Source organism: Janthinobacterium sp. FT14W (assembly GCF_009208755.1).
Taxonomy (GTDB): domain Bacteria; phylum Pseudomonadota; class Gammaproteobacteria; order Burkholderiales; family Burkholderiaceae_D; genus Janthinobacterium; species Janthinobacterium violaceinigrum.
Genome location: NZ_WFLL01000059.1, coordinates 1 through 12053, shown reverse-complemented (window position 1 = coordinate 12053; position 12053 = coordinate 1). Strand labels below are relative to the sequence as shown.

12 protein-coding genes are annotated in these 12053 nt (G+C 67.0%); all 12 read left to right on the top strand.

What is annotated here, in order from left to right:
* Positions 1-11 precede the first annotated feature (11 nt).
* From GCN74_RS25450 to GCN74_RS25395, 12 genes are read left to right on the top strand one after another with little or no spacing between them, the layout of a single operon-like run.
* The gene (locus GCN74_RS25450) at positions 12-632 is read left to right on the top strand and encodes a methyltransferase family protein (RefSeq protein ID WP_193317259.1); all 621 of its coding nucleotides are present in this window, start codon (positions 12-14) and stop codon (positions 630-632) included.
* A 33-nt stretch (positions 633-665) separates the two neighbouring features.
* Entirely contained in the window at positions 666-2012 is a 1347-nt protein-coding gene (locus GCN74_RS25445; protein WP_226939216.1) for an ATP-binding protein, read from the top strand.
* A complete protein-coding gene (gene cpaB / locus GCN74_RS25440; protein ID WP_152259249.1) occupies positions 2009-2857 on the top strand; it encodes a Flp pilus assembly protein CpaB in 849 nt (282 codons plus the stop codon). Before GCN74_RS25445 ends, cpaB begins: the two co-directional genes overlap by 4 nt.
* A 22-nt stretch (positions 2858-2879) precedes the next feature.
* Positions 2880-4478 carry a type II and III secretion system protein family protein gene (locus tag GCN74_RS25435; protein ID WP_152259248.1) on the top strand — a complete coding sequence of 533 codons (1599 nt, stop codon included), beginning with the start codon at positions 2880-2882 and terminating at the stop codon, positions 4476-4478.
* Positions 4479-4487: 9 nt separating this feature from the next.
* On the top strand, positions 4488-4775 hold the full coding sequence (locus GCN74_RS25430) for a pilus assembly protein (RefSeq protein ID WP_152259247.1): 288 nt from the start codon (positions 4488-4490) through the stop codon (positions 4773-4775).
* Positions 4776-4822: 47 nt separating this feature from the next.
* Positions 4823-6370 (top strand): TadE/TadG family type IV pilus assembly protein, encoded by a 1548-nt coding sequence (locus GCN74_RS25425; protein ID WP_152259246.1) that lies wholly within the window; start codon positions 4823-4825, stop codon positions 6368-6370.
* 7 nt (positions 6371-6377) lie between these two features.
* Positions 6378-6845: a TadE family protein gene (locus tag GCN74_RS25420; RefSeq protein ID WP_152259245.1), complete on the top strand. Its 468-nt coding sequence runs from the start codon at positions 6378-6380 to the stop codon at positions 6843-6845.
* Between the two features lie 10 nt (positions 6846-6855).
* The gene (locus tag GCN74_RS25415; protein ID WP_152259244.1) at positions 6856-7374 is read left to right on the top strand and encodes a TadE/TadG family type IV pilus assembly protein; all 519 of its coding nucleotides are present in this window, start codon (positions 6856-6858) and stop codon (positions 7372-7374) included.
* Between the two features lie 23 nt (positions 7375-7397).
* Positions 7398-8549, top strand: coding sequence for an AAA family ATPase (locus GCN74_RS25410; protein WP_152259243.1), 1152 nt, complete (start codon positions 7398-7400; stop codon positions 8547-8549).
* 24 nt (positions 8550-8573) lie between these two features.
* Entirely contained in the window at positions 8574-9941 is a 1368-nt protein-coding gene (locus GCN74_RS25405) for a CpaF family protein (RefSeq protein ID WP_152259242.1), read from the top strand.
* 10 nt (positions 9942-9951) lie between these two features.
* The gene (locus tag GCN74_RS25400; RefSeq protein ID WP_152259241.1) at positions 9952-10926 is read left to right on the top strand and encodes a type II secretion system F family protein; all 975 of its coding nucleotides are present in this window, start codon (positions 9952-9954) and stop codon (positions 10924-10926) included.
* 19 nt (positions 10927-10945) lie between these two features.
* A complete protein-coding gene (locus GCN74_RS25395) occupies positions 10946-11893 on the top strand; it encodes a type II secretion system F family protein (protein WP_152259240.1) in 948 nt (315 codons plus the stop codon).
* Positions 11894-12053 lie beyond the last annotated feature (160 nt).

Genomic DNA, 12053 nt, shown 5'->3' with positions numbered 1-12053 from the left:
TGGACACGACCATGGAAACCATCGCCACCCTCTTCAGCTCACGCCGCGCCAGCCTGCTCACGGGTATCGCCATGGCCTGCCTGTGGAGCGTCTTCGCCAGCGCCCACGTGCTGGCCTTCCTGCACGGAGGCGACTGGAGCTACCTGCTGTTCTGCGCCGCCGAAACCCTGGCCGCCCTGTTCTTCATCGTGCGCTCGGCCCCCGTCAGCGTCTCCACCGATGCGGGCGACTGGCTGCTGGCCATCGGCGCCACCTTCGCGCCGTTTTTCTTCTCCCCTTCCGACATGACCATCTGGCCCGGCGCCCGCTACCTGCTGGCCCTCGGCAGCCTGCTGCAGATCGCCGGCCTGCTGTCGCTGAACCGCAGCTTCGGCCTGGTGGCAGCGCAGCGCGGCATCAAGACGCGCGGCATGTACCGCGTGGTGCGCCATCCCGTGTATGCGAGCTACCTGATCTCGTCGAGCGCCTATCTGCTGACCAATGCCTCGCCCATGAACGGCGCCGTGTACATCCTGGCCATGCTGATGCTGGTGGCGCGCCTGCTGCGGGAGGAACGCTTCCTGTCCGCCGACGTGCGCTATCGCGTGTACATGCGGCAAGTGAAGTATCGCCTGCTGCCCTTTATTTTCTGACATCCGGCCACCCGAGCAAGAGGAGTATGCATCATGCCTGACACCTACCCAGAACGCAGCGACGGCGGCGGCATCGAGCCGGCCGCCAAGCGCGCGCCACGCACCGTCGAGGAAACGGGATTGCCCTTCCTGTTCCTGGTCGAACTGCTGGTCAAGATCCTGTTCCTGCGCGGCCAGATCGGCCTGCCCGCACTGTCGACGCACGTCAAGCTGGGCGCCGGCGTGCTCGAACCGCTGCTCACCTTCATGCGCGCCGAAAAACTGTGCGAAGCGCGCCGCAACGGCGGCAGCGGCACCGATGCCGACCTGTATTACCTGCTGGGCGACCAGGGCCGCCTGCGCGCCGCCGAATACATGCGCCGCAATGCCTACACCGGTCCCGCCCCCGTCACCCTGGCCGACTACAGCAACCAGGTGCTGGCACAAAGCGTGGCGGACATGCAGGTCACGCGCGACGACGTGCAGCGCGAGTTCCGCGACGTGGTGGCCAGTTCGGCCGTGCTCGACCAGCTGGGCGCGGCCATGAACTCCGGGCGCGCCCTGTTCTTCCACGGCCCTGCCGGCAGCGGCAAGAGCTACCTGGCCGAGCGCCTGAACGGCCTGCTCAGCGGAGCCATCGCCCTGCCCCATGCCGTGATGGTCGACGGCGAAGTGCTGCCCTTCCTCGACCCCATGCTGCACACCCTGTCGCATGGCGGCTCCGTGCCGCCCGACCCCCGCTGGGTGCGCGCCGAGCGCCCCGCCGTGCTGACGGGCGGCGAGCTGACGCTCGACATGCTGGACCTGCAATTCGACCAGGGCAACCGCCTGTACCAGGCGCCGCCGCACCTGAAGGCCAACAACGGCATCTTCATCATCGACGACCTGGGCCGCCAGCGCTGCTCGCCCGTGGAACTGATGAACCGCTGGATCGTGCCGATGGCGCGCCATGTCGACTACCTGTCGCTGCACACGGGCTACAAGTTCCCCGTGCCCTTCGACGTGATCGTCGTGTTCTCGTCGAACCTGGCGCCGCAGCACCTGGCCGACGACTCCTTCCTGCGCCGCATCGGCTACAAGATCCACGTGGGGCCCCTGAGCGCCTACCACTACCTGGCCGTGTTCCGCAGCACCTGCGCCCAGCTGGGCATCAATTTCGACGAAGCCTCGTATACCTATCTGCTGCACCTGCACAGCCAGTACGGGCGGCCCCTGCTGGCCTGCTATCCACGCGACATCCTGGCGCAGGTGTGCGACCAGGCGCGCTATGAAGACCACGCGGCGCAGCTGTCTCCGGAAGTACTGCTGTGGGCATGGAAAAATTATTTCGGCAGCGATGACGACCTTGCAAGCACACATAACGGACCGGCAGCGGTCCAGCACAAAGGGGAAGCAAAATGAGAAACGCACGCGCTCTGACGATGATGGCCATTGCGGTCATCCTGGCGTTCGCCGCGGTCATCGTGGCCGCGCGCTGGATCAATGCCCAAGCCTCGGGCAACATCAACAAGGTGGCCGTGGCCCAGGTCGACATCAGCCTGGGGGCACGCCTCACGCCCGACATGGTGCGCATGGTGGACTGGCCGTCGAATGCGCTGCCGCCGGGCGCCATCAACGATCCGAAACTGCTGGAAACGCGCGTCACGCGCACCAGCATCCAGCACGGCGAACCGATCATGGAAGGCAAGCTGGCGCCTCCCGGCACGCAAGGTGGCCTGTCGGCCGTCGTCGCCGAAGGCAAGCGCGCCATGACCGTGCGCGTCAACGACGTGGTGGGCGTGGCCGGCTTCGCCCTGCCCGGCAACTTCGTCGACATCCTCGTCAATACCCAGGGCGAGGGCGCCCGCAAGACGCCGGACCGCGACCCGAACATTTCCAAGATCGTGCTCGAACGCATCCTCGTGCTGGCGATTGCCCAGGAATCGAACCGCGACGACACCAAACCCAAGGTGGTCAACGCGGTGACCCTGGAACTGACGCCGGAGCAGGCGGAAAAACTCGACCTGGCGCGCAGCGTGGGCACCCTGTCGCTGGTGCTGCGCAATCAGGTCGAGGACAAGCCCGTCAACACGGAAGGCGCCACCAAGTCCAGTTTGCTCGATGAAAAAGTCGCCGTCGCAGCCCCCGCCGCCATGGTGCAAGCCAAGCCGCTCCCACGCCGCCGTCCTGCCGCCGCGCCTGCGCCACAGGCCGGGCCACGCGTCGATGTCATCAAGGGGCTGGAACGCAGCTCCCAACAATTCTAACCTGCACCAGAGGAGCCTAGCCATGAGTACATATCGCACAGCAAGCGGCATCCGGGGCCTGCGCCTGGCGCTTGCCATCGCCGCCATCGGCGCCCTGGCACCCCGGGCGCACGGCGAACCCGTCGCCGCCACTGCCGCTACCGCCGTTGCCGCCGAAGCGGGCGCCAGCCGCAGCAGCCGGGCAGCTGTCCGTCCCAAGGCCACGCCGCCGCAAAGCGAGTCGCGCGCCGGCCGCACCGAGATGGCGCCGCAAATGAGCCTGGCCGAGGGCAAGTCGACCCTGATGCGCCTGCCGTTTGCCGCCAGCCGCATGTCCGTCGGCGATCCCCGCATCGCCGACGTCATCCTGCTCAACCCCAGCGAGGTATATATGCTGGGGCGTTCCGTCGGCACCACCAACCTGATCCTGTGGAACAGGAACAACGACGCCACCATCATCGACCTCGCAGTCGGCATCGACAGCAGCAGCCTGCAGGCACGCATGGCCGAGCTGCTGCCGAACGAAAAGATCCACGTCGCGGTGGCCGGCGACACCCTGATCCTGTCGGGCACGGTCAGCGATGTCGTCAAGGCCGACCAGGCCCTCTCGCTGGCCAACGCCTACGTGCAGCGCAGCGCCCGCAGCGGCTCGGCCGGCTCGGGCAGCAGCGCCAGCGCCGCGCCGGCCGCAGGCGCCCCTGCCGCCGCCCCTGCCGCAACGCCCGATGCGGCCATGCCGCGCGTGATCAACCTGCTGTCGATCGCCGCGCCGCAGCAGGTCATGCTGGAAGTGAAAGTGGCCGAAGTGTCGAAGGTGCTGGTCGACCAGCTGGGTGCCAGCCTGGGCATCAACAAGACCATCGGCAGCTGGTCCTACTCGCTGCTGTCCAGCCTGCTTAGCAACAATCCCAGCGGCTTGAGCGGCGCCAGCAAGAACAACTTCTTCAACCTCGACGCGCAAAAACGCGATGGCCTGATCAAGGTGCTGGCCGAACCGAACATCATGGCCATCAGCGGCCAGGAGGCGAGCTTCCTGGCCGGCGGCAAGATCTTCATCCCCGTCAGCCAGACCAACAATGGCGGCGTGCCCACCATCACGCTGGAAGAGAAGGAATTCGGCGTGGCCGTGAAATTCACGCCCACCGTGCTCGATGGGGGGCGCATCAACCTGAAGGTGGCGCCGGAAGTGTCGGACCTGAACAAGGACGGCATCGGCATCACCGCCACCGGCATCTCGACAACGGCCATCCTGCCCTCGTTCACGACGCGGCGCGCCACCACCACGGTGCAGCTGTTCGACGGCCAGAGCTTCGCCATCGGCGGCTTGATCAAGAACAATGTGACCAGCAACATCAAGGCCCTGCCGGGCCTGGGCGAAGTGCCCGTGCTGGGCGCCCTGTTCCGCAGCACGGACTTCCAGACGGACCGCTCGGAACTGGTCTTCATCATCACGCCGCACCTGGTCAAGCCGCTGCCGGCCGACTACAAGCTGCCCACCGACGACTATATCCAGCCCACGCGCGGCGACATGTTCATGCAGGGGAAAATGGAAGGCAGCGCTCCCGCCCCTGCCGCGCCAGCAGCCCCCATGCAGCCGCAAGTGGCCGCGCCCCAGCCCGCCGCCGGCTTCGACCTCAAATAGGAGAACACCATGAAAACCGCACACTGCCTGCCTTGCGCCACCCTGCTGTCGCTGCTCTCGCTGCTGGCCGGCTGCGCCGCCACCACCACGCCCGTCCTCGATTCCCACTTTGGCGAATCGGTGGCCCTGCTCAAGGCGCAGCAGATCATGTATCCGGACGCCTACCGCAATACCAACCCTGTCAGCGGCATGGATGGCAAGGCCGGCGCCAGCGCCTACCAGCGCTACCAGAAATCGTTCAGCACGCCGGAGCCGCAGACGAATGTCTTCGCCATCGGCGTGGGCGCGCGCCAGTAGGCGCCAGTCCCGCGCTGCACTCCCCCCAAGGCCACCAGGAGACCCCCATGAAAACCGCATTCCGCAGGCACGACAGGCAGCAGGGCGCGATCGCCATCGTGCTGGGACTGACCCTGGTGGTGCTGTTTGCCATGGGCGGCCTGGTGCTGGACCTGGGCCACCTGTACATCGCCAAGACCGAGCTGCAGAACGGCGCCGACAGCGCCGCCCTGGCCGGCGCCGTGGAACTCAATCAAAGCGCGGCCGGCATCGACAACGCGCAGACGAAGGCCATCGCCATCGCGCAAAAGAACCGCTACGACTTTTCCACCACCCTGACCATCACGGCCTCCAACATCAGCTTCGGCCCCAGCCCGAACGGCCCCTGGTCGTCCGGCGCCACCGCCCGCACCAGCCCGCAGGGCATGACCTTCATTCAGATCGACACGGGCAGCAAGACCTTCGCCACCTACCTGATGGGCATTGCCGGCATCGCCAGCACCAGCACCTCGGGCGTGGCCGTGGCGGGCCGCTTCGTCAACGACGTCACGCCGATCGGCGTATGCGCCGTCGATCCGGCCAACAAGACGGCGCAATACACGTATCCTGCCGCGCCAGCCGGCACGGGCCTGACGGAACTGCTGGAATTCGGCTTTCGCCGCGGCGTCACCTACAATCTGTTCGGCCTCAATCCCCTGGGCGGCTCGTCCGACCCTTACCTGATCAATCCCGTCGACGCCCCGCCCAGCGCCTGCGACCCTTCGCATTCCAGCGCCAATTCGACCGCGCCCTTCATGTGTACGGGCAGCAGCGCCGTCATCACCAGCGGCACGGGCCAGGTCTACACGAACACGGGCCTGAGCGCCGGCAAGATCGCGGCCGCCCTCAACTCGCGCTTCGACGTCTACGGCGGGTCGTCCGTATGCGACCCTACGACGGCGCCGCCCGATGTCAACATCAAGGAATATCCGTGCGTGGGCGGCGCCTCGCCCTGCGCCGCCAGCGCCGCCAACTCGCCGCCCACCGGCTGGATGCAGCCGGGCGCCAGCACCCTGCCCAGCCAGCAGTCGGTGAGCCTGTCCGGCAACAAGCCGAACTACCGCCTGGCGCCGACCTACACCACGCCCGTGACGGCCGCCCAGGCCCAGTTTGCCGGCTACGGCGTACTGTGGTCCTACGGCCCCGCCTACCAAAGCAACGGCGCCACGCCCGCCAAGGCCGGCACGGCCTATAGCGTCACGGACGCCAACGCCAACCCCATGTACAACACGACCCAGGCGAATTACTTCGACACGGCCAGCTACCCCGTCAGCGCCGACGCCTCCTTCCCCGCAGGCACGCCGCCCTCGCCGTACAACCAGAGCAGCGGCCCCACGTTCCAGGCGCCGTCGGCGTCGCATCCGGGCCAGCGCAACCGCCGCATTCTGAACGTGGTGCTGGTCGATTGCCGCACGGCGCCCGTGGGTCCCGCTTCGTGCGGCGCCATGACGGCGGTCGGCATCGGCAAATTCTTCATGACGATGAAGGCCGATTTCAGCGGCAGCGCGCGCCTCGACGTCGAGTTCGCGGGCCTGATCGAACCCGTGCCGAATTCCGAAATCAAACTCTACAAGTGAGGCGGCCATGCCCATCCCCCTTCCCCATGCCCGCCAGGGCGGCGGCGCCGCCGTCGAATTCGGCATCGTGCTGGCCCTGCTGGTCACCCTGCTGGCCGGCATCTTCGGCTTCGGCCGCGCCTTCTGGTACTACGACGCGCTGAACAAGGCCACGCGCGACGCGGCGCGCAACATGTCCGTCAAGGCCAAGGCCAGCATCGCCTCGCAGGGCGTGGCGGCGGCCAAGCAGACGGTGGTCGACGCGGCCATCAGCGCCGGCATCAGCGACTTCACCACGGCCAACGTGACGGTCACCTGCCTGGACGCCAGTTTCAGCGACAGCAACTGCACCGATGGCACGGCGCCGGGCGGCATCCGCGTCGAAGTCGTCAACTACACGCTGTCGGTGGGCCAGTACCTGCCCTTCGTGATCGGCGCGGCCACCACCTACGCCACGCCGCTCGCACCGCGCACCACCATGCGCTACATGCTGTAAGGAGAACGCCATGCGCCACCGCCTTTCATCGTCTCCCCCAGCCGGATGCCAGCGCGGCGCCGCCGCCGTCGAATTCGCCCTGGTGGCGCTGCTGTTTTTCACCCTGCTGTTCGGCATCCTCGAATTCGGCCGCATGCTGTACCTGTACAACACGGTGCAGGAAGTGAGCCGCCGCGCCGCGCGCGAAGCGGTGGTGCGCTGGATCGACCAGACCGACGCCGTGAAGACCCTGGCCCTGTTCGGCGGCACGGCGCTGCCGGCCGCCCCGGAACTGACCGCCGCCAATATCACCATCAGCTACCTGAACAAAAGCGGCGCCGTGGTGACCCTGCCGCCCACCGATCCCGGCGACAACCTGTCCGCCTGCGGCGACAACACGCGCACGGCCAGCTGCATCGACAGCGTGCGCGTGTCGATCGACAACGTCAGCTACACGCCGATGGTCAGCCTGTTCGGCTTTCTCAATATCGCCGTGCCCGCCTCGGTGGTGGTCATGCACGCCGAAAGCCTGGGCTTCCAGATCAACTGAACGCCTTTACCGGGGAGTGCCAAGTGAATATCGTCATCGTCTCGAAGAATGAAGTCCAGCTCAAGCGGCTCACCCGCCTGCTGCGCGAACGCAGCGCGGCCGACCGCGTCACGCTGCTGGCGAGCATACCGGATGTGTTTGACAACGGCGTCACGCCGGACCTGCTGCTGCTGGAACAGGAGCAGACGGGCGAAGCGGAGCTGGAACGGCTGGAGCTGCTGGGCGGCCGCCATCCGAGCCTGGCCATCATCGTGCAATGCCCGCAGCAGAGTCCGCAATTCCTGCTGCGTTCCATGCGCGCCGGCGTGCGCGAAGTGCTGCAGCCGGACGACGATGCGGCCCTGTGCGCCGCCCTGCGCCGCATCGAGGACAAGCTGCAGAAGCAGGTCACGCGCAAGGGCCAGGTGCTGGCCTTCGTCTCGTGCAAGGGCGGCAGCGGCGCCACCTTCATCGCCGCCAACCTGGGTTACGCGCTGGCCGCCGGCGAACAGCGCAAGGTGGCGCTGCTCGACCTGAACCTGCAGTTCGGCGACGCCGCGCTGTTCGTCTCGGACCACAAGCCGGCCGCCACCCTGTCGCAGCTGTCGCAGCAGATCGTGCGCCTCGATGCCTCGCTGCTGACGGCCAGCATGATCCAGATCACGCCCGCCTACAGCGTGCTGGCCGCCGCCGACGATCCGGCCCATGCGGCCGATATCGAGGCCGACCATATAGACCGCCTGCTGACCCTGGCGCGCAGCCAGTACGACTACATCCTGCTCGACGTAGGGCGCGGCCTCGATGCCGTCAGCGTGCGCGCGCTGGACCGGGCCGACCTGATCTTCCCCGTGCTGCAGGCCACGCTGCCCTATGTACGCGACGGCAAGCGCCTGCTCGACGTGTTCCGCGGCCTCGGCTACCGCGAAGACAAGATCCGCCTGATCCTGAACCGCTATGCCAGCAGCGACAACATCCGCGTGGCCGACCTGGAAGCGGCGTATGGCAAGCACGTCTACAAGTCCATCCCCAACCACTACGAGGCGGTGGCGGCATCCGTCAGCCAGGGCGTGCCCATCCTCAAGCTGGCATCGCACAATCCCGTCTCGCGCGCCCTGCAGGAACTGGCCGCCAGTCTGGCCGGCGAAACCCCGCCCGCCGCGCAAGGCTGGGTTTCGCGGCTGCTGGCGCGCACCTGATACCCCATTCACCGGAGACCGACCATGACTGCCGAAAAACTCACCCTGCGGGACCGCCTGGGCTACGCCCAGGACGACGCCAGCCTGACTGACGGTGCCGCGCACCAGGGCGCCGCCAGCCAGAGCTACCAGCAACTCAAGCACCGCACGCACCAGGCGCTGCTCGACCGCGTCGACCTGGAAGGCATGCAGCGCCTGTCGCGCGAGCAGATACGCGAAGAGCTGAAGATCCTCGTCAGCGACGTGCTCACGGAAGACAATGTGGTGATCAATGACCTGGAACGGCGCTCGCTGATCCGCGACATCCAGGACGAGGTGCTCGGCTTCGGCCCGCTCGAACCGCTGCTGGCCGATCCCGGCGTGTCCGACATCCTCGTCAACACCTACCGCCAGGTGTATGTCGAGCGCCACGGCCGCCTGGAGCTGAGCGACGTCTGCTTCACCGACGACGCGCACCTGATGAAGATCATCGACAAGATCGTTTCGCGCGTGGGCCGGCGCATCGACGAATCGAGCCCCATGGTCGATGCGCGCCTGCCCGACGGTTCGCGCGTCAACGCCATCATCCCGCCGCTGGCCATTGACGGGCCCGTGATGTCGATCCGCCGCTTCTCGGCCCAGCCCCTGCGGCTGGCCGACCTGATGCTCAAGCACAGCCTGACGGAGGAAATGAGCACCACCCTGCAGGCGCTGGGCAAGGCCAAGGTCAACATCCTGATCTCGGGCGGCACGGGCAGCGGCAAGACCACCATGCTCAATGCGATTTCCGGCTTCATCAGCACGGCCGAGCGCATCGTCACCATCGAGGACGCGGCCGAGCTGCAGATGCAGCAGCCGCACGTGGTGCGCCTGGAAACGCGGCCCGCGAACATCGAGGGCAAGGGCGAAGTGACGCAGCGGGCGCTGGTGCGCAACGCGCTGCGCATGCGTCCCGACCGCATCATCCTGGGCGAGGTGCGCGGCGCCGAGGCGCTCGACATGCTGGGCGCCATGAACACGGGCCATGAAGGCTCGATGGCCACCATCCATGCGAACACGCCGCGCGACGCGCTGACGCGGCTGGAAAACATGATCAGCATGGCGTCGGCGGGCCTGCCCGTCAAAGCCATGCGCCAGCAGATCAGTTCAGCCATCAGCGTGGTGGTGCAGGTGGCGCGCCTGACGGACGGCAAGCGCAAGATCGTGTCGATCCAGGAAATCACGGGCATGGAAGGCGAAATGATCACCATGCAGGAAATCTTCACCTTCCGCCAGACGGGCATCGGCGAAGACGGCAGCGTGCAGGGACATTTCCATGCCAGCGGCGTGCGGCCGCATTTCCTGGAACGCTTGCGCGCCTACGGCATCAGCCTGCCGGAAACCCTGTTCGATCCCGCCCGCCAGTACCATTAAGGGGAGCATCATGGACTATCTCTATTACGTATTTGCCATCCTGACCTTCATCGCCGTGGTGCTGCTGATCGAAGGCCTGTACCTGGCGTGGAACACCTCGCGCGGCCCGGAAGCGGAAAGGGTCGCGCGCCGCCTGCGCATCATGTCGGCCGGCGCGCATGGCGAAACGGGCAGCTCGATGATCAAGAAGCGCCTGCTGAGCGACACCCCGTCCCTGCAGCGCCTGCTGCTGAGCGTGCCCCGCGTGCATGCGCTGGACCGCCTGCTGGAACAGTCGGGCCTGAGCTGGAGCGTGGCCAGTTTCGCCGGCGTGGTGCTGGCCACGGCCGGCGCCGCGTTTCTGCTGCTGAGCTATTTCGGCGTGCCGTGGATGCTGCGCCTGCCGCTGGTGGCGGGCGCGGCCCTGCTGCCCCTGCTGGTGGTCTTGCGCGCCAAGGCCAAGCGCCTGCAGCGCATCGAACAGCAATTGCCCGATGCGCTGGACCTGATGGCGCGCGCGCTGCGCGCCGGCCATGCCTTCCCCACCGCCCTGAAAATGGTCGGCGATGAAATGAACGCGCCCCTGGCCGTGGAATTTCGCGCCACCTTCGATGAAGTCAATTTCGGCATCGCCATGCAGGATGCCCTGATGAACCTGGCCACGCGCGTGCCCAGCACGGACTTGCGCTACTTCGTCATCGCCGTGCTGATCCAGCGCGAAACGGGCGGCAACCTGGCCGAACTGCTCGACAGCATCAGCCGCATCATCCGCGAACGCATCAAGCTGCTGGGACAGGTGCGCGTGCTGTCGGCCGAAGGCAGGCTGTCGGCCTGGATCCTGTCGCTGCTGCCGTTCGGCGCGGCAGCCATGATCCAGCTGACCAATCCGCAATTCCTGGAAATGCTGTTTGTCGATCCGGGCGGACGCAAGATGCTCGTCGGCGCCCTGCTGCTGATGGTGTGCGGCGTCTTTGTCATGCGCAATATCATCCGCATCCGCGTCTGAACCCGCCAGGAGAACCGTCATGAATCCCATCCACCTCGCCTTTCTCGCCCTGCTCTTCATCGCCGTCTTCGGCACCGTGCTGGTCGCCATGCGCAGCTTTTCCCCCGATCCGCTGCGCCAGCGCATGGACAGCGCCACCGGCAAGAGCACGGCCTCGCCCGGCCCGTCGGCGCCCAGCCCCTGGCTGGCGCGCATGGTGCGCCTGAGCGGCCCGCTGGCCAAACTGTCGCTGCCCGACCAGGGCTGGGAAGGCTCCGTGATGCGCCGGCGCTTCATGAATGCCGGCTTGCGCCAGGCCTCGGCCCCCATCCTGTTCTTTTCCGCCAAGACCATGCTGGCCATCGGCCTGCCCCTGCTGCTGTTCCTGGGACTGAGCGCCTCGGGCAGCCAGATGGCGGGCAAGGCTCTGCTGTTCTGGCTGCTGATCGTGGCCGCCATCGGCTACTACCTGCCCAACTTCGTGCTGCAGCACATGATCAGGCGGCGCCAGCGCGATATCTTTGAAAGCTTTCCCGATGCGCTGGACCTGATGACGGTGTGCGTGGAAGCGGGCCTGGCCATGGACGCGGCGCTGGCCAGGGTGGCCGCGGAGATTTCCCTGAAAAGCGCCGTGCTGGCCGAGGAACTGCACCTGGTGATGCTGGAACTGCGCGCCGGCAACACCAAGGAACGGGCGCTGCGCAACCTGGCCCTGCGCACGGGGGTCGAGGATGTCGACGCGCTGGTGGCCATGCTGATCCAGGCCGAGCGCTTCGGCACCAGCATCGCCGCCTCGCTGCGCGTGCAGTCGGACCAGCTGCGCACAAAACGCCGCCAGCGCGCAGAGGAAGAGGCGGCGAAGATCGCCCTCAAGCTGCTGTTCCCGCTGATCTTTTTCATCTTTCCTTCGCTGCTGGTCGTCCTGATGGGACCAGCCTTCCTGCAAATCTACCGCGTGCTCCTGCCCAGCATGGGCGGCGGCAACTGACCGGAGAACCGCCATGTCACAGCACACCACCCTGATGCTCATGTTCGCCTGCGCCGGCCTGCTGCCCGCCTGCGGCCACCTGCCCGGCCCCGCCAGCCAGGGCAGCCAGGGCAGCCATGCTGCACCGCCCCAGGCGCGCGCCGACGACAGCGCCGCCAGC

Excerpts from the sequence above, each read along its gene's own strand:
- GCN74_RS25450 (WP_193317259.1), top strand. The coding sequence starts at position 12 with ATGGAAACCATCGCCACCCTCTTCAGCTCACGCCGCGCCAGCCTGCTC.
- GCN74_RS25445 (WP_226939216.1), top strand. The coding sequence starts at position 666 with ATGCCTGACACCTACCCAGAACGCAGCGACGGCGGCGGCATCGAGCCG.
- cpaB (WP_152259249.1), top strand. The coding sequence starts at position 2,009 with ATGAGAAACGCACGCGCTCTGACGATGATGGCCATTGCGGTCATCCTG.
- GCN74_RS25435 (WP_152259248.1), top strand. The coding sequence starts at position 2,880 with ATGAGTACATATCGCACAGCAAGCGGCATCCGGGGCCTGCGCCTGGCG.
- GCN74_RS25430 (WP_152259247.1), top strand. The coding sequence starts at position 4,488 with ATGAAAACCGCACACTGCCTGCCTTGCGCCACCCTGCTGTCGCTGCTC.
- GCN74_RS25425 (WP_152259246.1), top strand. The coding sequence starts at position 4,823 with ATGAAAACCGCATTCCGCAGGCACGACAGGCAGCAGGGCGCGATCGCC.
- GCN74_RS25420 (WP_152259245.1), top strand. The coding sequence starts at position 6,378 with ATGCCCATCCCCCTTCCCCATGCCCGCCAGGGCGGCGGCGCCGCCGTC.
- GCN74_RS25415 (WP_152259244.1), top strand. The coding sequence starts at position 6,856 with ATGCGCCACCGCCTTTCATCGTCTCCCCCAGCCGGATGCCAGCGCGGC.
- GCN74_RS25405 (WP_152259242.1), top strand. The coding sequence starts at position 8,574 with ATGACTGCCGAAAAACTCACCCTGCGGGACCGCCTGGGCTACGCCCAG.
- GCN74_RS25400 (WP_152259241.1), top strand. The coding sequence starts at position 9,952 with ATGGACTATCTCTATTACGTATTTGCCATCCTGACCTTCATCGCCGTG.
- GCN74_RS25395 (WP_152259240.1), top strand. The coding sequence starts at position 10,946 with ATGAATCCCATCCACCTCGCCTTTCTCGCCCTGCTCTTCATCGCCGTC.